Genomic DNA, 23,483 nt, shown 5'->3' with positions numbered 1-23,483 from the left:
TACAATCCGCTTTAAATTAAGCGCCTTTATTGGCTTCACTCTTTGCACCCAAGCATCCATGAGAGATTGCTTGGGTGTTTTTATCACCGAAAAACCAATATCCATTCAATATGACAATTGGTATATGACGAATTTCTCAAAAGGATTAGATTCAGTCAAGCCAGGTAACATCACTTCGTTTTTCAGCTCGAAAGCGGTTTGATTTTCGAGGAAAAAAATATAATCCTGTGAAGCATAATATAATATCAGTTCGATTTTTCGCGGTTCTTTTTCAAAGGAAAGTAAAATGTTATGGATGATTTTCATGAAAATCTGTACCGAGAACGGATTAAAGAAATAAAAATGATTGTCTTGCGTATCAATATCATATTCTTCTGCCAAGCAACAGTGGAATTCTATATTGTTATTGTCGTTTTTCCTTTTTTTCATGTAGCCATTCAGATTCTCGATCGCTTCTTTATAGAAATTTTCATTCATTTCCACGCCAACCACAGATGATTGATAGAAGTGGTGGATCAAAAAATTCAAGCGTCCTTTACCGCATCCAAAATCCACAATGCGATCATTTCTTTTCAGTCGATATTCTTTGAATAAATGTTCTAATGCGCTGTATGGCGTAGGTTCATATCGATGATAATGCAAAGAATCATTGAAATTTTTTTGTTCACCTTCCGTCCTGATGTTCAGCATTTCATCATAATTTTTTACTTCCATTATTATATGCACCTGCTTCATGTTTTTTAATAAAGCGCTTCCTAACTAAAAACCCCGGAAAGGGTTGATCTTATCCAGGGTAAGGATTTGTTATATGAATGTCCAGACAATTAATTGGAATTTGCTTTCGTTACATAATCATTAAAATCAGAGATGCTTGGATTGGCTATATAATGACCGCCTTCCACTTGGATCGTCTGACCTGTAATGAATTTGGACTCGTCAGATGCAAGGAATAGTACGGTATAACCGATATCCTCCGCTTCACCATGATATGGCAATGCATTGAATTTGCCAAAAATATCGAGTACGGCCTGAGGCATATTATTTTTCGCTGCAGGAGTTAAAATGAGACCTGGTGCCACTCCATTACAACGAATATGATCTTTACCATACTGTGCAGCGATATAACGAGTCAAATTCACTACCCCCGCTTTGGACGCACCATATGCGGATCGTACGGAGTCACCTGTAAATCCAGCCATGGAGGCCGTATTGATAATCGAACCAGCTCCCGCTTTAATCATGTGAGGAATCGCAAACCTGCTTCCCAATAGCACACTTTTTAAATTCACATCCATAAGTCGATCCCATTCTTCCAAATCTAAGTTCACGACATCCAGATCTTTATGCAGGTTAGTTAAACCCACATTATTAACGAGTACCGTAACCGTTCCATATTGTTCAATGGTAAAGTCGACTGCTGCCTGGATGGAGTCTGCTTGTCCAGCATCCAAAAATACTCCAGCTGCTTCCCCACCTTGTTTTTTAATGTTTTCGGCCGCTTCTTTTGCTCCTGCTTCATTAAAATCAGCAATCACGACTTTTGCGCCTTCTTTAGCCATTAGTGTCGATATGGATAACCCAATAATACCTGAAGCTCCACCTGTCACTAATGCTACTTTACCTTGTACTCTTCCCATGATAACCCACCTGCTCTTCAAAATGTGAATAGTTTGCTTTATTAATCATGACTAACAGTCCAAGAATACAACACGTATAAAGTTATTACAAATAATTATACCTATAGTCTAATTTCATAAAATGCAGATGTGGTAAATTTTGTACCAAAACAGTAAAAAGCTGAAGCATCCAGAAGCGCTTCAGCTTTTTTTCATTTTTCTTCTTCATCATCCCATATGATCCAATCATGAACCTCTAGAATTTCCAGGAATTTCATCAACCTCGGTAAGGCTGGTTCTGCTTCCTCGCCAAAATGTTCACTCATCGCTTCAGAGATCTGATTTACATTCCTTTGAAACTCCATCTGTTTAATGGCATATGCTCCAAACTTATCAAGCTTGATTTTACGGACTGATGGCTGTTTTAAGAAACGAATGGTCATTCGTTCCACAAAATTGGTCCTTTGAATGACCAAAAAAGATGCTTCCGAAGATTCTTGCACCATAGTGACGCGTCTTTCCAAAAGGGGAACCATGGTTAACAGGTTCCTCTTTTTTGATTGGCGTTTACGAAGCATCTTCTTTTTTCCCTTTGCTGGATACGAACCAAAGCAATCCAGCTAGAGCAAGGAATAATAAGAATGGTAGCAAATTGCTGGCTAATTTAGCCGCAGCCGGAACTTGGACACCTGCTGCGATCAATATGGCAATAAGAACACCAATCAATGATTCACCCGCTATTAAACCAGAGGCAAATAATACACCTCTGTCAACCCGTGCTTTAAGCGCTTCTTTTGTTTTCGAGAAGAACTCAACGAAGAATCGAATAAATCCACCGATCATGATTGGGGCACTGGTATGAACCGGCAAGTAAATGCCCACTGCAACAACAAGTGAATTCAGACCGAAAAACTCTAATGTAATGGAAATAGCCGCACCGATAAAGATTAGAGTCCAAGGTAAATCTCCCCCTAGAACACCTTCGGCAAGTATTTTCATAAGTGCCGCTTTAGGTGCAGGCAGTTCTGCAGACCCCATCGTATATGCGTTATCCATAAGAACCAGGATAAAACCAATGACAGAAGCCGACGCAACAACACCGATCATCATGGCAACTTGTTGTTTCCATGGTGTTCCGCCGACGATATATCCTGTTTTTAGATCTTGAGAAACATCACCTGAAACCGCAAGCGCTGTACAAATGATCGCAGCGACGGTTAAAGCGGCTACCATTCCAGTCGTACCAGTAAAACCAGTTGCCTTATAGACAATCGCTACAATCAATAGAGTAGCGATCGTCATTCCAGAAACAGGGGAAGAAGAACTTCCGACGATTCCAACAACCCTTGAAGCCACTGTCACGAATAAAAATCCAAAAATCGCGATTGCAATCGCACCGATGATTCCTACATCTGTTATAGGTGTGAAAGCAATGATTAAAATTACGATGATCGTACCCAACCAAACGTATTTAGCCGGTATGTCTTGTTCTGTACGGATAGAACCCGATTTTAGTTGTCCTTTATTGGCTTTTACGCCTTTAAGAGTATCAATAACTGAACTGAAAAGTATAGGTAATGTTTTGATCAAAGTGATCAATCCGCCCGTTGCAACGGCACCAGCGCCAATATAGCGAATATAATTATCCCAAATTCCCCATGCATCCAATTCACCGATCGGTACATCAGAAGGGAAAATGGCTGTCCCATTGTTTCCGCCAAAAAAGCTGATGGCCGGTATTAAAACGACCCAGGCTAATAAACCCCCACCTAGCATTTGTCCTGCAACACGCGGTCCAATAATGTACCCTACACCCAAAAGGGAAGGAAAGGCATCAAGACCAACCACTGCATTTTTAAAATTCGTGATCCCTGTTTCAACCTCTGTCTTGAAAAGCTTAAATCCATCACCAAGCCCTTTAACAACACCGCCAATTACCAAACCGGCTCCGATTAGCTTGGCGCTTGTACCACCCTTTTCTCCTGACTTCAGGACCTCGGCACATGCCGTACCTTCTGGATAAGGTAATGTTTCATGCTCCCTTACAATCAAAAGCTGGCGAAGGGGAACCATCATGAAGACCCCTAAAAATCCCCCAGTTAATACTACGAAAATGATGAATGCTTGACTCACGTCCATGTCCCACATGAATAATGCCGGAATGGTAAATACAGCACCGGCACCAATAGCCTCACCTGCCGTGGTCATCGTTTGCACAATATTGTTTTCTAATATTGAATCCCTGCGAAAAACCCCTCTTAATATGGCCATTGAAATTACCGCCGCGGGTATTGAAGCAGAGACAGTTAAACCAATTAGTAGGCCTAAGTATGCATTTGCCGCCCCGAATACGATTGCAAGAATGATCCCTAGAATGATTGCAGTTGCAGTCAATTCCGGTAGAGATTTAGATGCAGAGACGTACGGGACGAATTTACTCTCTTTTGAATTGTTCGACAATTTAGCCACTTCCTATGTTAAACTTTAAAATCACAGAGAACATTATATCACTGTAATTTAAAGTCACGCAATGGGAAAATTATGTTCATCAAAAGTTTGATAATATTAAAAATTCAGTTTAGTAGTTTCAGTTTTAAAAAATATAAAATAATATTGATATAATAACTACAAATAATTCGTTACACGAAGTCACGGCCTATCATTCATTTTTAATCACAGCATCATCAGCACCCCTTACCAGTTCCATAGGAAATAACGCACTGGGTTATTGCACATTAAAATAAAATATAACATATCTTGAAAAATCAAGTCTTAAAAAAGGAATGATAAATTCATGGTCTCCTATATGGACTATACTTCACCATCCACACAATTCTTTTTCGATATCAATAAAAGCAATTTCATGAAAAAAGACAATCAAAACTATATTAATGTATTAGGTGTCAAACAATTGAACACCCTCGAAAATGTTTCATTATTAGATATTTACCTCAGCACAGACAATGTCGTAGAACCGCATTATCACCAAAATGCAGCCGAGCTAGTGTATTGCATTTCTGGAGCGGCAACCGTTTCATTACTGAATCCATTCACAAAGCAAATTCAAAATTATCCCATTAAACCCGGTCAAGTAGCCAACGTCCCACAAGGTTGGTGGCATTATGAAGTGGCTAATGCGGATAATACTCATCTGCTCGCCATTTTTAATGCACCAACACCTGAGGTGATCCTCGGTTCAGATATCTTGAAATTGACGCCTGCAAATATTATGGCCCATACTTATTGCATGGATGAAAACCAATGGAAAAAAGCAATTGCACCAGTTCAGCCATCAACATTCATCGGTCCGCCAGCCAACTGCCATCGAGCGGCCGAAGATGACATGCAGCAATATCCTCAATATATTAATCACTATGATAACCAAATGTATACTGCTCCGGCTTACAACTATCTATATCAGCCCAATCCCCCGTATTATTATTATTGAAGATAGATGTTGGGAACATGATTCCCCCTGTTCGAAGGCCTATACAACTAATAAACCGGAATCGAAAAAAGCAATGGAGAACTCCATTACATAAGGGTTCTCCATTGCTTATAATTACATGATCCGTTTTTTTCACTTCGCCACATCTTATATTATGGTAGTCACCTAATGTGATTTATGGCCATTCATGATACGCTTGGATACAATTATCAGTTATCTCTATATATTCTACCGAGTTTCTTCTTATAATATAAGAAATCTCAAATGGACCCCCATCTAAACAACAGATGATTCACTTCAATTTTACGATGGCTCAGAGATTTTCTACTCTATAAAGGTACCTACCCATATCAAAGTTTTCAATCCACAGTTCTATAAAATTGCAACTATAATGTTGGAGATCGGAGAAAATGCGAAAGTGGTATCAGAAAGATTAGGACATTCAAAAGTTTCTATAACCTTAGATACATAAAGTCATGTTACACAAAATATACAGGACTCTTCAGCTGAAAACTTTTCAAAAGCTCCAGGATAAAAGTCCATGGACCAATAAATGTGGTCATTTTGTGGTCATTTAACTAAAAAAGCAATGGAGAACCCATTACATAAGGGTTCTCCATTGCTTTTAATTACATGATCCGTTTGAACATTTTTTCCATTTCATATATGGAATATGAGATGATGATAGGTCTTCCATGAGGGCATGTGAAGGGATCTGTTGTCCGCCTCAGTTCATCCAATAGTGCTTGGATTTCATCATTGCGCAGATGACGGTTTGCCTTTATGGAGGCTTTACAGCTCATCATGATGGCTGCTTCTTCGCGCAATTTTTTGATGTCGACCTTTTTCATCGATAGCAATTGTTCTATCATTTCCTCAAGGATTTCCTGTTCAATTCCTTTAGGGAACCATTGTGGATGCGATCGGACAATATAGGCATTATAGCCAAACTCCTCTAAAAAGACGCCGACTTTTTCCAACTCATTCCGATATTCATTTATCCGGATACATTGATCTGTCGAAAATTCAAGGGTGATGGGGACCAGCATATCCTGTAGCTCGTTTTCAACTCGACCGACTTTTTCTTTAAAGTATTCGTATTTGATCCGTTCCTGGGCAGCATGTTGGTCTATGATATACAAGCCCTTTTCGTTTTGGGCGAAAATATATGTTCCATGCATTTGCCCAATCGGGTACATCGGAGGGATGCGGCTTTCCGGTTCATTCGCCTCGATTTCCTCATCTTGTTCGACAGTGTAGGTTGTAAACTTTTCAGCTGACTCGAAATATGGTTTGCTTTCATCATCTTGTAAGACCGGTACATAGACATCTTCCATTTGCTGCTGTTCAGTGCTATAGATTATTTCCTTTATTGGTTCAAGATTGAAATCTTCATTATGATCCACGTAATTCTTTTGTTCCTGCTTTTCCCGTATCAAGGTATCCTTCAAGAGGGAAGCTTCTTTCTTGGCTTCTTCCAGGACCCGCTTGCCGCTTTCCACAACATGGTCCAATTCCAGAGTGGTTTGCTCACTTTTCACCTGTTCCGGCTTTGCTGCTGGTGTATATCCACTTGGTATTAGAGACATCTTTTTAAACGAAGATTTAATCGTTTCCGATACAAGACTGTACAATTCATGTTCCTTGCTGAGCCTTACCTCCATTTTGGATGGATGTACATTGACATCGACAAGAATCGGATCCATTTCGATATTCAGCAAAGCGATTGGAAAACGTCCAATTGGAAGAAGTGTATGATACCCATCCAGGATTGCTTTCACGAGCGCATAGTTTTTAATGAAGCGTCCGTTTATCATGGTTGAAATGTAATTCCTTGAAGCCCGGGTGATCTCGGGCATGACGATATATCCGGATAATTTGAAATCCAAGGAGCTTGCCTGAACCGGAATCATCTTTTTGGCAATATTCGTACCATAGATTGCCGCCAGCACCTGCCTGACATCACCGTTACCATTCGTATGGAGGATACGCTTCTCATTGTGTGTTAACCGTATAGAAACATCCGGATGTGAAAGTGCGAGCCTGTTAGCGACATCCGTAATATTTCCTAGCTCGGTATGAATGGTTTTCATATATTTCAACCTTGCAGGGGTATTAAAAAACAAGTCGGAAACCAGGATATCCGTTCCTTTACGGCTGGATGAAGCCTCAAGTTCCTTAACCATGCCTCCTTCAAGAAGTATGCGCGTTCCTACTCCTTCACCAGTGCTGCTTTTCATTTCAAAACGGGAAACTGAAGCAATACTGGGCATGGCTTCACCGCGGAAGCCAAGTGTTCGGATTCGGAAGAGGTCATTTTCATCTTTTATTTTACTAGTGGCGTGACGTTTAAATGCCGCTTCTATGTCATCAGGTAAAATCCCATCGCCATTATCCACGATCCGAATGGAACCAAGTCCAGCCTCCACCAATTCAATCTCTATAATGGTACTGTTTGCATCTATTGCGTTTTCCACAAGTTCCTTAACGACTGAGGCTGGGCGTTCAACAACTTCGCCAGCTGCGATTTTATTAGATAAAGCCTCGTCAAGCTGTATGATTTTTCCCATTTTTATCGCCTCGCTTTAATTCTCATTTAAGTTTCTTTTGTAATTTATAAAGGGTATTCATTGCCTCAAGCGGCGTCATTTCAAGGATATCCAGTGATTTTATGTCATCCAGCACCTTTTTTTCCTTTGGTGAAGTATTCACCCTTCCTTTAGGAGCTTCTTCCCCAAAGAAGGAAAGCTGTGCCTCATTGACGGATGACACAGGGGCAGCTTCGGCAATAGGTGCTTTATCAGCAGCAGGCTGTTCAGGACTCGCCTTTGCCTGTCCATTTTCATTCTCTAGCTGGGCTAAAATAGCAGCTGCCCGATCTATTAACTGCTCCGGTAAATCAGCAAGCTTAGCCACATGAATTCCATAGCTTTTATCTGCTGGCCCTTCTTTAATTTTATGAAGGAAAACGACATTTCCATTTTGCTCAATGGCACTTACATGGATATTTTTCAATTTTGGGAGTTCCGTTGCCAATACAGTCAATTCGTGATAATGAGTCGAAAAGAGTGTCTTTGCCCCAATTTCCTCATGAATATATTCAATGATGGCCTGAGCAAGCGCCATCCCATCATAAGTTGATGTTCCCCGGCCTATTTCATCAAATAATATCAAACTGTTTTCTGTCGCATTCATGATGGCATTTCTTGCTTCAAGCATCTCGACCATGAATGTACTTTGACCGGAAATCAAATCATCTGCCGCGCCAATCCTGGTAAATACCTTATCAAAAATAGGTAATTCAGCTATACTTGCAGATACGAAGCATCCAATTTGCGCTAAAATCGATGTTAGCGCTATTTGACGCATATACGTACTTTTACCCGACATATTGGGCCCTGTGATCAAGAGTAACTCCCGATCTCCATCCATAAAGCAGTCATTGGGGACATATTCCTGTGATTGAAGGACTTTCTCGACCACTGGATGCCTGCCTTCCTTCAGTACGATTCTTCGATCATCGGAAAAGACAGGCTTCACATAATGGCGTTCTTCACTAATCGTCGCAAAGCACTGCAGGACATCCAGTTCACTGACGCCTTTCGCCAAATCCTGTAAGCGAGGGATATAGCTTTTGACCTCTTCACGAAGATTGAGGAATAAGTCATACTCCAAACTGATGCTTTTTTCTTCTGCTTGTAAAATCAAAGCTTCCTTTTCTTTCAATTCAGGTGTGATATAACGTTCGGCATTCGTTAAAGTCTGCTTCCGTTCATAACGGCCTTCTTCAAGCAGATGCAAATTTGCTCGTGTGACTTCAATGTAATAGCCAAATACACGATTATATCCGATTTTCAAGGATTTGATCCCGGTGCGTTCCCGCTCTTCGCGTTCAAGCTGTGCAATCCAAGTTTTCCCGTTTCTGCTGGCATCCCTGTATGTATCCAGCTCCTTATGGAAACCATCCTGAATGATATTCCCTTCCTTCACGGACAATGGAGGGTTTTCTACAAGCGCCGTTTCAAGTAAATCCGTCACTTCTTCACAAGGATCCAATTTATCGGCCAGGATTGAAATATCCTGATTGGAAGCCATTGACTTCACGATTTCACGAATGACCGGCACCTGTTGCAAGGAACGTTTCAGTTGAATCAAGTCCCGAGCGTTTACATTCCCGAAGGCCACCCTTCCGGCAAGCCGCTCCAAGTCGTACACTTCCTTCAGGCGTTCACGTAAGTCTTGTCGTTCGAAGTATTGATTTTTCAGGGTTTCAACAAGGCTTTGTCTCCGCTCGATCTGTTTTTTATTAATGAGCGGTCTATCAATCCATTGCTTCAACATCCTTCCGCCCATGGCTGTTTTTGTTTCATCAAGCAGCCATAGTAATGAGCCTTTTTTACCTTTGGAACGAATGGTTTCAGTTAATTCCAAATTACGTTTGCTATAATAATCAATTTTCATATATTGTGATGTTTCATATGCAAGCACTGGCTGTAAATGATCCAGGCTGCGTTTTTGGGTACGGTATAGATAATTCAATAAACGTGAGGTCGTTGTCGCCAGTTTCTGGTCTTTTAACAAATGAAGCAATGGAGCGAATGACTCGCTTTGAACCAAATTACTCTCTAGGGATAGAGCGGCTGCGCCCCGTTCTTGAAGTATTTTTTTCCATTCTTCATTGAAATCCTCGGCAATGACCACTTCACTCGCACCAAGGATCGCAAATTCATTCAGAACTTCCTCGAAACTCTCAATCAATGTAACCTTATTTTCCCCTGTCGATAAATCATTGTATCCAAAGCCAAACTGACCATCCGTAAAATAAGTGATGGTGGCAATATAATTATTTTCCTTTTCACGAAGACCCTTACTATCCATTTTCGTTCCCGGGGTAATCAGCTGGACAACTTCCCTGCGTACCACACCTTTGGCTTGCTTCGGATCTTCGGTTTGTTCACAAATAGCTACTTTAAAACCTTTTTCTATCAATATATCAATATAATTAGCAGCCGAGTGATACGGAATGCCGCACATCGGAATTCGCTCTTCACTACCGCCTTCTCGGCTCGTTAATGTGATTTCGAGCTCTTGTGATGCATTCAGTGCATCGTCAAAAAACATTTCATAAAAATCGCCTAAACGAAAAAATAAAAAGGCATCCTGATACTCTGCCTTAATTTTTAAATATTGCTGTATCATCGGAGTATATCCAGCCATTCCTTCAAAACCTTTCCAAACTAAAATCTATTACACATTTATGTCCTTCATTATAACATACGAAAATGCAACATGGCCTGTATTCGAAATTGCATGGTAAATTTGTAAGCTAGCTGTATCTGCAAAGCCATAGGGACTTGTCCCGCTTCAAATTAAATAAAACCGGATGAAGGGAATGTCATCCGGTATTAATTTCTATATTCTATTCGTCTTCGAATTCATCAAGGAAATCCGGATCTAAATCTTCGAAATCCTCATCATCGAAATCAGAGCCCCAGTCATCCTCACAGCGGCCATCTGGACTTACAGCGACACAAATTTTCGTTTCGCCGACGACTTCCACAAAGAATTCCCTTTCCACATGGACAATGATTTTTTGTCCACATGGGGAGATGCATGCTTCTAAACAATTCGGCTGTTGGACAGCTTTTGCAACGATTTCATGGTCATCAAGACAATCGGGATCACGGTATTTCAGCGAAATAACGTCGGTATATTGCACTTTTTCAGTTACAACTTCCGTCTTTGAATTTTGGTTATAAGAATACCAGACGTTGATTTCGTAGCTGCCGTGAATTTCTACCTTTTTGCCGACTTTCTTTGCATCGTATTTATGGTTGATGATCCAACAACCTAGAATGCTAGAAGGATGATGAGCCGGGCAAATGGTGTGAGAGGACTTAGTGAATTTACGTCCTTTTGCCACCACCGCTTTAGTAATTATCTCTCTATATTGTGACATGCTAGCGAACCCTCCTCATACAGTTTCCATTCATCCTATGCGTGGTAAAAGTCTAGTGTGCGTAGAATTTTAATTGTTTGAAAACTGCTGTAATGTTTTAAACCTAGGTTATTTTATGCTCAAGTTTTGGGATATGTGTCACGAATGGGCACTGTATAAGGATTTCCGCATATTAAAAAAGCCCTTCTGAAACCAGAAGGGCTTTTTTACTATTCATGAACAGCTTCCGCCGCCTGCTTGTACCTGTGAACCTGTCTCACCGCGAAGGACATCGCCTTCGGTCGATTCAATAATCAGGTCCGTCACCTTATTCGATACCTGTGAAGAGACCATTTGTAAAAGATCATTTACATCCACTTGGGATTGTTTGAATTCTTGCACGATCGGAAGTTCATCCAATTGTTTTTCCAGTGCATCAATTTTGGCCTGCACTTGACTGTATGCTTTCTCTTTGCCGTAATGTTGGAAGTTTACAGCCTGTTTTTGCAAACTCTTGATGCTGGCGATCATTTCACGGATTTTTTGATTTTCATTGATGTGAGCTTCTGCCCGTTTAAAGAAATCGACTTCTTCCGTGCTGGCGATCATTTCAGCAAGCTCGGCTGCTTTGTTCAGAATGTCATCTTTAGTATATTTAGTCATATTACTCCACCTCAATCGCCGTTGCTTCTTCAACCATATCCCCATTTAATGACCATGTTTTCGTTCCGGTGATTTTCACTTTTACGATTTTGCCAATAGCGGATTTTGGTCCTTTGAAGTTCACGAGCTTATTTTTCGTTGTATAACCTGCTAATACTTCCGCATTCTTCTTGCTTTCGCCTTCAACGAGCACTTCAACAATCTGTCCATCATACTCTTTCATTTTCAATGCGCACGTTTCATTTACAAGGGCATTCAAGCGTTGCAGACGTTCCTTTTTCACTTCCATCGGTACATTATCCTGCATTTTCGCAGCCGGTGTTCCCTCACGTGGTGAGTAGATGTAAGTATATGCTGCATCGAAACCAACTTCACGGTATAATGACATCGTTTCTTCAAAGTGCTCTTCCGTTTCATTCGGATAGCCTACAATGATGTCCGTGGTTAGCGATGCACTTGGGATAGCTTCCTTGATTTTTTTAACTAGCTCTAAATATTGTTCGCGTGTATACTTACGGGCCATGATTTTAAGTGTTTCCGTACTTCCCGATTGAACTGGAAGATGGATATGGTCAACGAGATTTCCGCCTTTAGCCAGTACTTCAATCAAATGATCATCAAAATCACGGGGATGGCTTGTCGTAAAACGAATGCGCGGAATGTCAATTTTGCGGATTTCATCCATCAAATCGCCGAAACGATAATCGATATCCGTAAAATCTTTACCGTAAGCATTCACATTCTGTCCAAGCAAGGTTATTTCCTTGTAACCCTGTGCCGCTAAATGACGGACTTCCTGGATGATATCTCCAGGCCTGCGGCTTCTTTCTTTCCCTCTCGTGTACGGTACGATGCAGTATGTACAAAATTTATCGCAGCCATACATGATATTGACCCATGCCTTGGTTTTTCCTTTACGCACTTTCGGAAGGTTCTCGATTACATCACCTTCTTTAGACCAAACCTCAATGACCATTTCCTTGGAAAGATACGCTTCATTAAGGATTTGCGGCAGGCGGTGGATGTTATGCGTTCCGAAAATCATATCTACAAAATGGTGCTTCTCTAGAATCCGCTTTACAACTGTCTCCTCTTGTGACATACAGCCGCATACCCCAAGCAATAGATCCGGCTTTTCCAATTTCAATGATTTTAAATGCCCCAATTCACCGAACACTTTATTCTCTGCGCCTTCCCGAATCGCACAAGTGTTAAGTAAAATGACGTTAGCATCATCCACCGAGTCTGTCGCCTGATAACCAAGTGCCATAAAGATGCCCGCCATGACTTCTGTATCATGTTCGTTCATTTGACAGCCAAAAGTGCGAATGTAAAACTTTTTACCTTCTCCCATTCCGCGGAAACCTTCAGGAATGGCAAAGTCATCATGATATTCTACTTCTTCTTTTCCTCGCTTTTTCGCATCCTTTAAGGAAGGCGGAATATAAACGGCTTGAAAGTACTTACTGAAGTCCTTTTCGGATTTTTTGTCCGCTGGATTCTCAGCCTGTACTTGTTGTGATTCTAATCGTTGTTTCTCGTTCATAGTTAATCTCCTTTCAAAATAGTTAGTTTATTTCTTTCACCAACTATTCCAAGACCTATCTTCAAATGGATTTATACGGATTCCTTTTTAAGAATTTCCAGTAAATATTAGCTATTAAGTGTGATATATCCACATTATCATAGTATAAAGCTTTTAACAGCAAGAAACAATCATTCTGTCGTGGCTTCTTCAATTGTAAGAAATATTTCACAAATATTGAAAATAAGAACATGAAAGAAGAGGCTATGACGAAGTTAGCCTCTTCTTATCATTTTCGGATGACGCTTTCCCCTTTCAAGATTTTTCAAATGCAGACCATGCAATTTTCACCTTATCAGGTGTTCAAGGTATAAGGAGAACCTTACCACACTGACCTTTGATCATCAGTTCAAAGCCCTTTTCAAAATCACTAAGTAAAAACCGATGGGTAATCATTGGTTTTACATCAACCTTGCCACTTTCAAGCAGACTTGAAACCTGTTGCCAGGTTGAAAACATCTTCCTTCCAGTTATCCCTTGGACAGTAAGACCCTTGAATACGATATCCTCTGTTATATTAATCGTAACGGGCTTAGAAGGCAGACTTAGAATGGATATTCTTCCACCATTGGTCGCCATCTTGAACCCTTGTTGGATAGCTGTAGGGTTACCGCTCATTTCACAAACAACATCTACCCCATCCCCACTTGTAATGCTTTTCGTGATTTCCACTGGATCCTGATTAATTGAATGAATGAGGTGTGTGGCACCCATCTTTTTGGCTAGCTGAAGTCGATAATCATTAATATCAAGAGCGATTACTTTATCAGCACCTGCGGCCTTTGCTACAGCAATCGCCATAAGCCCAATTGGACCACAACCGATTATTGCCACCGTTTTACCCAGCACCTCGCCGGCTAGCACTGAATGGACGGCATTCCCCATCGGTTCTTGGATGGTAGCTATATCGAGTGGCATATCACTTGGATTTTTCCATAAATTCTTGGCTGGCAGAGCTATGTACTCTGCAAAGCACCCTTGTTTATCAACACCGATAATGTTTGTTTTTTTACAGATATGGAATTGCCCTGTTAAGCACTGCCTGCATGTACCGCAAACGATATGTGTTTCGGCAGATACACAATCACCAACTGAAACATTACTGACGCTTGCTCCTATCTCGATTACTTCCCCTGCAAATTCGTGCCCGAATACGTATGGCGGGCTCACCCTTCCTTGTGACCATTCATCCCAGGTGAAAATATGAATATCCGTTCCGCAGATCGAGGTCATCTTCACTCGAATCAAGACCTCGTCATCACGAATGTCCGGTATATCGACAACTTGTAATTGTGCCCCATAACCTCGGTGATGTTTGACGATGGCTTTCATTTTACCTCTCAACATGTACATTCCCCCTGAAATAGGGCTGTGCTTTTTCATCTACCTTAATATGTTAAAGATATGAAAAATCAATCACAAAAATACCATAATCACTTTTGTACCGGCCTTTTCACATTAATAATGATGATTTTTGGGCATTCGTACATTTTTGTTAAATGGGTCATGTTTCTATAGCATCTTGTCCGCTCCCGAATAAGATATCTTGTACAACAAAAACAATGAAGGAGTGACTTATATGTCATGTGGATGCAATAATCATGATCGGGACCGCGATCGGGATAGAGATCGGGACAGAGATCGGGACAGAGATCGGGACAGAGATAACGATAGAATCGCAGACGATTTTTGTCGTGCTGTGAGGGGCTGCAATAGGCGCGACCGCGACCGGGATCGTGATCGGGACCGCGATCGGGACCGCAACCGCCATTGTCGCAGAAGGAATCGTTGCAATTTATTCTCATTCGGCTGTGGATGTAATAACGGTTGGTGGTAAGCTAATTTAGAGTGATTCTCTCTACTTGAGCTTTCCTATTAATCATAAAAAAAGGTTCACCCCGTCTAAGGGGTGAACCTTTTAACTTTTACATAAATTCAGCAACAAGCTTATCAAAATGCGCTTGATCCAGTGTCAGATCTGATTTATTTAACGATTTTTCAGCATACCCTGGCACTAATTCCTGGTAAGAAGGACGTGAAGAGTCTTGATAAATGATCCCTGTCACGAGACTGTCATGCTGCATCAAAGTCTGCATGGCCTGTTCTTTATTTGAAGAATCATAACCTTCAATCGTGTTCAATTTAGTTAAGTTTTGTTTAAACCAATCATACGTATTGATCTTATTGTATGTTACGCAAGGAGAGAAAACATTGATAAAGGAGAACCCTTTATGGTTTATCCCTGCTTCAATGATCGCCGTCAGGTCTTTCAAGTCAGTGGAAAAGCTTTGGGCGACAAACGTAGCGCCAGCTGATAATGCTAATTCCATGGGTGAAACAGCCTGTTCTATTGATCCTTCTGGAGTGGATTTCGTTTTAAATCCAGCAGCGGATCTAGGAGAAGTCTGGCCTTTTGTCAATCCATAAATTTGGTTATCCATGACAATATACGTAATGTCGATATTACGGCGGATCGCATGGATGGTGTGTCCCATCCCGATTGCAAAACCATCTCCGTCACCGCCTGAAGCTATAACGGTCAATTCACGGTTGGCCATTTTTACTCCTTGGGCAATTGGCAGTGAGCGGCCATGGATGCCGTGGAAACCATATGACTTGATGTAACCGGATATACGCCCTGAACAGCCGATACCGGAAACAACAGCCAAATTCTCCGGCTCCAATCCTACATTGGCTGCCGCACGCTGCATGGCAGCCTGAACGGAGAAATCTCCGCAGCCAGGACACCAGTTAGGTTTTACATCATTCCGAAACTCTTTAAACGTTGCCATATTCGAACATCTCCTTGCATTGTGTGTGAATTTCATGCGGGAGGAATGGGTTGCCATCATATTTTAGGATGCTTTTAATTTTATTAACATGTCCGACATTCATCTTGATGATATTAGCCAATTGTCCAGTCGCATTATTTTCAATAACTACTACTTTCTTAGCACTTTGCACCAATGATAGGACTTCATCAGCTGGGAAAGGATGAATCAAACGGATTTGTGCATGATTCACTTTCATTCCATCCGTTTCTAACCGGCCGATCGCTTCATCAATCGTCCCGCGTGTTGAGTTAAAGCCAAGAATTAATAAATCCGCTTCTTCATGCGGTGTGTTTTTGTATACTGGTGTTTGGAATGTGTTAGTTAAATTATTCAGCTTACGCATCCGTTTATCCATTTGCAATTTGCGATTCACGGCCGTCTCGGAAGGTCTGCCCGTTTCATCATGTTCAACACCCGTAACATGGTGAATTCCATTTTTCATACCAGGCACTACCCGTGGTGAGACTCCGTCTTCCGTTACTTCATAACGCTTGAAGTAAGATTTGTTTTCAGGCTCTTCAATTTCAAAGTCAACCAATTTTCCGCGTCTAATCTCCACTTTGCCGTAATCAAGCGGCTGAACCGTCTGTTTACCTAATGATAGCTGTAAGTCGGATAAAACGATAACTGGACATTGATACTCCTCTGCAAGGTTGAATGCTTCTGCCGTATCATAAAAAGCTTCCTCAACAGTACTCGGAGCCATGACGATTTTAGGTATTTCACCATGTGTACCATAAATCATGGCCATTAAATCAGATTGCTCTTGTTTTGTAGGAAGTCCCGTAGATGGACCGCCACGTTGAGTATCGACGATGACAATTGGCGTTTCGGTAATGCCCGCTAAACCAATCGCTTCCATTTTCAAGGAAAGCCCAGGTCCAGCTGAAGCTGTGATGGCACGTACACCGCCATAGTTCGCACCGATTGCCATTGTGGCTGCCGCGATTTCATCTTCAGTCTGTATGACTGTCCCGCCAAATTGAGGAAGTTTCTTAATTAAGTATTCCATAATTTCCGAGGCCGGAGTAATCGGGTAAGCTGCCATGAAGCGGCAACCGCCTGCTACTGCGCCTAAAGCGATAGCATCGTTTCCGATCATGAACATGCGTTTTTGGCCGTCTGCCTTTTCCAGCTCCATCGCGCCCAGTTTTTCTCCAAGCAGCACTTCCATTGCCTTATAGCCGGCAGTAATGGCATCCATATTCTTCTTAACGATTTCTTCACCTTTACGGCCGAATATTTCATCAACCACATCGTTGAATACGGAAATTTCCATTCCGAGAACAGCACATGTCGCACCGATGGCGACCATATTTTTCATTAATGATGTTCCTAATTCGGCTGCTATTTCCGTAAAAGGAACAATATATAATTCTGCCTTTGTATCTTCTGGGCAGACAGGTTTGAATTTTGCATCTGCAATTATGATGCCACCCTCATGTAATTCTTTATAATTGACGTCAATTGTTTCTTGGTCAAAAGCAACTAAGATGTCTAAATCATCAGAGATAGCACGAGTTTCCGTAGTACTTACACGAATTTTGTTATTCGTGTGTCCACCCTTGATTCGGGATGAGAAATGACGGTAGCCATACAAGTAATAACCTAAGCGATTGAGGGCAATACAGAATATTTCTCCTGTACTTTCAATACCTTCACCTTGTTGTCCGCCAACTTTCCATGAAAGTTGATTGATCATGTCTTACACTCCTTTAGGACGTTCGTATATAAATGCATTTAACCGCACCTCTCTTAGAACATTCAACTATGTATAATTATCGTTCTAATTTAGGAAAGGTGTACTAAACGCTTTCAATTCTATCGGTTAAATCATCAAATTGCAACCTTTTTGCTTTTATTTTTTATATTTTCAGAATATTTATTCATATCTATATAGTAAGAATTGAAAATCACTTAAGAAATTTCCTTTTCAAGCGGAAAATTACGAGTGAAATTATCAAAAAGGAGACCTTTTACAAACTCACTGGAATAAAGCCTGTTCAATTCATTTATTAAGTTATGATAATCCTTATATGACGTTAAATTCTCTACCATATGATCGATTCCATCGAAGTCGGAGCCTAATCCAATTTGTCTTTCCCCGCCCAAACTGCATATATGCTCTATATGTTTCAAGATATCCTTTATCGTAACCGAGCCATTTGCTAGAAATTGCGGGACAAAGGTCACGCCGATCACCCCATTTTTCTGTAAAAGGGCTTTTATCTGCCCGTCCTTTAAATTTCGCGGATGCGGACAAAGATGATAAGCATTCGAATGGGAGGCGATCGGGAATTTCGTCAATTTTAGGGTGTCCCAAAATCCAGCTTCAGATAAATGGGATAAATCACACCAAATTGCCTTCTCATTCAGTAGCGTGACCACCTCCGTTCCAAATCCTGTCAAGCCGCCCCCTCTTGTTTCTAATGCTCCATCCGCTACCAAGTTAGCGTAATTCCAAGTTAGGCCTACGGAGGATACTCCAAGATGAATAAGGGTTTTCAGTTTCAACAAATCATTCCCAATACAATCGCACCCCTCCAAAGTTAGCATGGCACCGATTTCCTTTTCTTTTAAAGATTCGATGTCTGCCTTGGTCTTTATAAATTTCATTTCCGGCTCTGACAAAATCTTTTCATGAAAAATATCCACCATCGCCAAAGCCGCTTGAAATCTCATATCAGGGTGGACTTTTTCAGGAATATATATGGCAAAACATTGTACCTTTCCCCCTTCGTCCAATAAACCCCGCTTTGTTATATGTAATTTATCACTATTCGTAAAAGAAATATCCGGATCGATGAACATCTTCATCAGCACATCACAATGTGCATCAAAAATCTCCATGTAATCCCCCTTTCCTGTACCTTTTTTATGATTATATATTCCATTATAAAGGGACACGGGTCTTTCGTCATTTGGATTTCACGACAAAAAAGAGCCTGCTCGCCATCTGACAAACAGGACACCCAAACATGGAATTATCTTGGTTCAATGATTAGTTTTATTGCCGTTCTCTCTTCGCCATCAATAAGTATATCTGTAAAGGCAGGAATACAAATCAAGTCAACTCCACTAGGTGCGACAAACCCTCTTGCGATTGCTACTGCCTTGACGGCTTGATTTAACGCACCTGCACCGATTGCTTGAATTTCGGCTGCTCCTCTTTCCCTGAGCACTCCCGCTAGTGCGCCTGCTACAGAATTAGGATTAGATTTTGCTGAAACTTTTAATATTTCCATTCCTAGTCCTCCTTGTTTTCCCTGCCGATTCTAACTTGGCTCAATAGTTATAACACTTTCCACTGCTACTATATTCATCAAGTAAAACTTGTATGACAAAGAAAACCGGGATTGTACACCATTTATTTAAGAATGGAAAAACGGATGGCAGTTGACTGTCCATCCGTTCGAATCAATGGTAAAAGGGATGATCTTCGTTAATCAGGATCCTTTCTATCTTCTTTGCCTTGCCAGTTTTCTCATCAATTTCAAGGAGAACCCCACTTAATAGGGTCCGTCCCTCTTTTGGGACTTCGAAACGAACTGGCAGGCTGGTCAGGAACCGATGGATGACTGCCTCTCTTTCCATACCAAGGATGGCATCATATGGTCCTGTCATGCCTACATCTGATATGTAAGCGGTGCCTGCAGGTAATATACGGTTATCGGCTGTCTGGACGTGCGTATGTGTACCAACAACGGCTGTAACCTTACCATCCAGGAACCACCCCATAGCTTGCTTTTCACTTGTAGCTTCTCCATGAAAATCGACAAAGATGATCGGTGTCTTTTTTCGAGCCTCCGCCACAAGTTCTTCCGCCTTTTTGAACGGACAGTCCAAATCCGGCATGAACGTTCTCGCTTGCAAATTGATGACCGCTATTTCATGCTGGTTCAATTTTAAAAATTTCATGCCTTCTCCGGGTACCCCTTCAGGAAAGTTTGCTGGACGGACAAGATATTTCGCTTCATCAATAAAATTGAAAATATCTCGATTATCCCAGGTATGGTTTCCCATGGTCACTGCCTGCGCTCCCCACTCTAAAAAACTGCGGTAAATCTTTTCTGTAATCCCCCGGCCACTTGCTGCATTCTCGCCATTGATGACCGTGATATGCGGACGATACTTTTCTTTTAACTTAGGAAGGTATTCTTGGATCATGTCACGACCTGGAGATCCCACTACATCCCCTATAAATAGCAATTTCATTGTAAAACCCTTTCTGGATTCACCTAATTATATGAATTATTCAAGTATGTATTGTAACATAATTTGGGGTAATTATAAGAATTACGCTTAACGATTCATATCGAAAAAGAAAAAACGAAGTGGTTTGCACCACTTCGTCTTTCACTAACAATTATTTGGCATATTCAACTGCTCTTGTTTCACGGATGACCGTGACTTTTATATGACCTGGGTAATCGAGCTCTTCTTCAATCCTTTTCCGGATATCACGTGCGAGTCGATGTGCCGAAAGATCATCGATTTGTTCTGGTTTCACTAGAATCCGCACTTCTCGTCCGGCTTGAATCGCAAAAGATTTTTCCACTCCATCATAGGACTCGGAAATTTCCTCAAGCTTTTCAAGTCTTCTAATGTAATTTTCAAGCGTTTCACTTCTTGCTCCCGGTCTTGCAGCTGATAATGCATCAGCGGCAGCCACAAGCACTGAAATGATGGAAGTTGGTTCCGTATCGCCATGATGTGAAGCGATGCTGTTAATGACAGTTGGATGCTCTTTATATTTGGTTGCTAATTCAACGCCAATTTCAACGTGACTGCCTTCCACTTCATGATCGATCGCTTTCCCAATATCATGCAATAAACCTGCACGGCGGGCAAGAACTTCATCCTCACCAAGCTCAGCGGCCAGTAAACCTGAAAGCTGGGCCACTTCAATTGAATGTTTAAGTACGTTTTGCCCATAACTGGTACGGAATTTCAAACGTCCTAGTATTTTGATGAGATCTGGATGGAGACCGTGAACTCCAACTTCAAAAGTAGTTTGTTCACCAATTTCACGAATATGTTCATCTACCTCACGTCTTGCTTTGTCAACCATTTCTTCAATGCGAGCCGGATGGATCCGTCCGTCCTGAACAAGTTTCTCAAGAGCCAAGCGTGCCGTTTCCCGTCTAATTGGATCGAATCCAGATAAAATGACAGCTTCAGGAGTATCATCAATAATAAGGTCAATACCTGTTAGCGTTTCTAACGTCCGGATATTTCGTCCTTCACGTCCGATTATCCGTCCTTTCATTTCATCGTTTGGAAGATTTACTACAGAAACGGTGGTCTCTGCAACATGATCAGCCGCACAACGCTGAATGGCAAGAGAAAGGACTTCTTTTGCTTTTTTATCAGCTTCTTCTTTGGCACGGGTATCACTTTCTTTAATCATAAGCGCTACATCGTGAGCAAGCTCGTTTTCCATTCGGTCTATAATGATTGCTTTAGCCTCTTCACGAGTTAAACCGGAAACACGTTCAAGCTCTGTTTGCTGCTTACGAACCATCTCTTCCACTTTGCTTTCCATCTCTTCAATATGCTGTTGTCTTTGGTTTAGAGAATCATCTTTTTTCTCCAAAAGGCTCTCACGTTTGTCTAACGTTTCATCCTTACGGTCCAGATTCTCTTCTCTTTGCAATAACCGATTTTCTTGTTTTTGTAATTCGTTCCTTCTTTCACGGGCTTCCCGATCCGAATCGGCACGAACTTTATGAATTTCATCTTTTGCTTCCAACAAGGCTTCTTTCTTAAGTGCTTCCGCTTCACGTTTTGCATCCTCAAGGATGTGTTCTGCAGAGCCCTTTGCCCCTGCTATTCTACTCTCAAATTTTGATTTGTGAATAAAATAACCAACAACTGCACCGACGATTAGGCCAAGCAAAGTGAAGATGATTGTCATGGGTTCCATCGTTTCACCTCCCCTTGCTATGAACTTTTTACATAAAATGTTGAACTGTCGGCAAGTACATTGCACATAAATTCAATATACAGCACTTAATTTTCAAAATTTTAGTTTGAAAAATTGTAAAATATACATATTAATTGTATAGTTGAGAATTTTTATTGTCAAGCGTTTGTCCCTTATGTATCAATGATTATTCAAGTTTTCTTAATATTAACCATCATAATGTACAGCATTCATTATGGAAGAAGTCTGTAAATCTGATTACAATGCCATTTAATCCGCTGGAAATTTCGCATTTTTCTTAAAATATACATAAAAGGCCTAAGCGAATAAGCTTAGGCCTTTTCCAAATATCATTAATCAAGCAATTCAAAATGCTCTTCTGTTTCATTTTCTTCTGGTGGTAATTCATGCTCTCCATCAAGATTATAGTGATCTCTGATTTTCTGAGAAATTTCCTGAGCGATATCCTGATTTTCTTTCAGGAACAGCTTCGCATTTTCACGGCCTTGTCCGACACGCTCTTCATTGTATGAATACCATGAGCCGCTTTTAAGGACGATATCAAGGTCTGCACCCATATCGATGATTTCACCTTCCTGTGAAATCCCTTGACCATACATGATGTCAACTTCTGCTTGGCGGAATGGTGGAGCAACCTTGTTTTTTACAACTTTGATTTTCGTTTTATTACCCACGATTTCATTACCTTGTTTTAATTGCTCCGCACGGCGCACTTCCAGACGAACAGTTGAATAGAACTTCAATGCCCGGCCTCCCGGAGTCGTTTCTGGATTCCCAAACATAACACCGATTTTTTCACGGACTTGGTTAATGAAAATGGCAATGGTATTTGATTTATTAATGGAACCAGACAGTTTTCTAAGTGCCTGAGACATCATCCGGGCTTGGAGACCCATATGGGAATCTCCCATTTCGCCTTCGATTTCAGCTTTAGGAACAAGTGCTGCCACCGAGTCAATGACAATGATATCTACCGCTCCGCTTCGAACTAACGCTTCAGCAATCTCTAAGGCTTGTTCACCCGTATCAGGCTGTGAAAGCAGTAACTCATCGATATTCACACCAAGTTTTTCTGAATATGCTGGATCTAAAGCATGCTCGGCATCAATGAATGCAGCCGTCCCGCCAGTCTTTTGTACCTCTGCAATGGCATGTAATGCTACAGTCGTTTTACCGGAGCTTTCAGGTCCATATATCTCAATGACCCGGCCTCTTGGATATCCGCCCACTCCCAACGCTACGTCCAATGCTAAAGAACCGCTTGAGATCGTTGAAATCCTACGATCAGTCTGTTCCCCAAGTTTCATAATCGAACCTTTACCAAATTGTTTCTCAATTTGTTTTAACGCCATATCTAAAGCCGCTTGACGATCACTCACTCAATTTCCTCCTCTATATTCAACTAATCGGCTGTCCGATTAAAGGTGTACTTACGTTAGCAATTATTCGAGA

General features: G+C 41.2%; 18 protein-coding genes. 1 reads left to right on the top strand and 17 read right to left on the bottom strand.

The window, feature by feature from the left end:
- Positions 1-105 precede the first annotated feature (105 nt).
- From MHB45_RS06395 to MHB45_RS06380, 4 genes are all read right to left on the bottom strand, one after another.
- The gene (locus tag MHB45_RS06395; RefSeq protein ID WP_048684692.1) at positions 106-714 is read right to left on the bottom strand and encodes a methyltransferase; all 609 of its coding nucleotides are present in this window, start codon (positions 712-714) and stop codon (positions 106-108) included.
- 110 nt (positions 715-824) lie between these two features.
- Complete coding sequence (locus tag MHB45_RS06390; protein ID WP_072272740.1) at positions 825-1,637, bottom strand: SDR family NAD(P)-dependent oxidoreductase; 813 nt, start codon at positions 1,635-1,637, stop codon at positions 825-827.
- A 191-nt stretch (positions 1,638-1,828) separates the two neighbouring features.
- Complete coding sequence (locus MHB45_RS06385) at positions 1,829-2,194, bottom strand: PqqD family protein (protein ID WP_048684696.1); 366 nt, start codon at positions 2,192-2,194, stop codon at positions 1,829-1,831.
- On the bottom strand, positions 2,184-4,076 hold the full coding sequence (locus tag MHB45_RS06380; protein WP_048684698.1) for an OPT family oligopeptide transporter: 1,893 nt from the start codon (positions 4,074-4,076) through the stop codon (positions 2,184-2,186). The genes MHB45_RS06385 and MHB45_RS06380 overlap by 11 nt, the downstream gene beginning before the upstream one ends.
- 334 nt (positions 4,077-4,410) lie before the next feature.
- Here MHB45_RS06380 and MHB45_RS06375 point away from each other — a divergent pair, with 334 nt between their 5' ends.
- The gene (locus tag MHB45_RS06375) at positions 4,411-5,064 is read left to right on the top strand and encodes a cupin domain-containing protein (protein WP_048684700.1); all 654 of its coding nucleotides are present in this window, start codon (positions 4,411-4,413) and stop codon (positions 5,062-5,064) included.
- Positions 5,065-5,693: 629 nt separating this feature from the next.
- On the opposite strand, the gene mutL is transcribed toward MHB45_RS06375, so the two are convergent.
- The 13 genes from mutL to recA form a co-directional block, all read right to left on the bottom strand.
- A complete protein-coding gene (mutL, locus tag MHB45_RS06370; protein ID WP_048684702.1) occupies positions 5,694-7,634 on the bottom strand; it encodes a DNA mismatch repair endonuclease MutL in 1,941 nt (646 codons plus the stop codon).
- Positions 7,635-7,656: 22 nt separating this feature from the next.
- Complete coding sequence (mutS, locus tag MHB45_RS06365) at positions 7,657-10,281, bottom strand: DNA mismatch repair protein MutS (protein ID WP_072272738.1); 2,625 nt, start codon at positions 10,279-10,281, stop codon at positions 7,657-7,659.
- Between the two features lie 202 nt (positions 10,282-10,483).
- On the bottom strand, positions 10,484-11,023 hold the full coding sequence (locus MHB45_RS06360; protein ID WP_034313495.1) for an outer spore coat protein CotE: 540 nt from the start codon (positions 11,021-11,023) through the stop codon (positions 10,484-10,486).
- Positions 11,024-11,236: 213 nt separating this feature from the next.
- Positions 11,237-11,665 carry a RicAFT regulatory complex protein RicA family protein gene (locus MHB45_RS06355; protein ID WP_034313499.1) on the bottom strand — a complete coding sequence of 143 codons (429 nt, stop codon included), beginning with the start codon at positions 11,663-11,665 and terminating at the stop codon, positions 11,237-11,239.
- 1 nt (position 11,666) lies between these two features.
- Complete coding sequence (gene miaB, locus MHB45_RS06350) at positions 11,667-13,211, bottom strand: tRNA (N6-isopentenyl adenosine(37)-C2)-methylthiotransferase MiaB (protein ID WP_048684706.1); 1,545 nt, start codon at positions 13,209-13,211, stop codon at positions 11,667-11,669.
- A gap of 342 nt (positions 13,212-13,553) precedes the next feature.
- A complete protein-coding gene (gene tdh / locus MHB45_RS06345; RefSeq protein ID WP_048684937.1) occupies positions 13,554-14,594 on the bottom strand; it encodes an L-threonine 3-dehydrogenase in 1,041 nt (346 codons plus the stop codon).
- A gap of 581 nt (positions 14,595-15,175) precedes the next feature.
- On the bottom strand, positions 15,176-16,042 hold the full coding sequence (locus MHB45_RS06340) for a 2-oxoacid:ferredoxin oxidoreductase subunit beta (RefSeq protein WP_048684708.1): 867 nt from the start codon (positions 16,040-16,042) through the stop codon (positions 15,176-15,178).
- Complete coding sequence (locus tag MHB45_RS06335) at positions 16,029-17,786, bottom strand: 2-oxoacid:acceptor oxidoreductase subunit alpha (RefSeq protein ID WP_048684710.1); 1,758 nt, start codon at positions 17,784-17,786, stop codon at positions 16,029-16,031. Before MHB45_RS06335 ends, MHB45_RS06340 begins: the two co-directional genes overlap by 14 nt.
- Before the next feature lie 215 nt (positions 17,787-18,001).
- Positions 18,002-18,934, bottom strand: coding sequence for a dipeptidase (locus MHB45_RS06330; RefSeq protein ID WP_048684713.1), 933 nt, complete (start codon positions 18,932-18,934; stop codon positions 18,002-18,004).
- Positions 18,935-19,068: 134 nt separating this feature from the next.
- Positions 19,069-19,329, bottom strand: a complete 261-nt coding sequence (gene spoVS / locus MHB45_RS06325) for a stage V sporulation protein SpoVS (RefSeq protein ID WP_029281188.1) — start codon at positions 19,327-19,329, stop codon at positions 19,069-19,071.
- Between the two features lie 172 nt (positions 19,330-19,501).
- Positions 19,502-20,299 (bottom strand): TIGR00282 family metallophosphoesterase, encoded by a 798-nt coding sequence (locus tag MHB45_RS06320; protein ID WP_048684720.1) that lies wholly within the window; start codon positions 20,297-20,299, stop codon positions 19,502-19,504.
- Positions 20,300-20,450: 151 nt separating this feature from the next.
- The gene (gene rny / locus MHB45_RS06315; RefSeq protein ID WP_034313519.1) at positions 20,451-22,010 is read right to left on the bottom strand and encodes a ribonuclease Y; all 1,560 of its coding nucleotides are present in this window, start codon (positions 22,008-22,010) and stop codon (positions 20,451-20,453) included.
- Between the two features lie 353 nt (positions 22,011-22,363).
- Positions 22,364-23,410: a recombinase RecA gene (gene recA, locus MHB45_RS06310; protein ID WP_034313522.1), complete on the bottom strand. Its 1,047-nt coding sequence runs from the start codon at positions 23,408-23,410 to the stop codon at positions 22,364-22,366.
- Positions 23,411-23,483 lie beyond the last annotated feature (73 nt).

Source organism: Peribacillus sp. FSL K6-5616 (assembly GCF_038008245.1).
Taxonomy (GTDB): domain Bacteria; phylum Bacillota; class Bacilli; order Bacillales; family DSM-1321; genus Peribacillus; species Peribacillus frigoritolerans.
The sequence above is the reverse complement of the archived record's forward strand: the minus strand, read 5'-3'. Positions and strand labels throughout refer to the sequence as shown.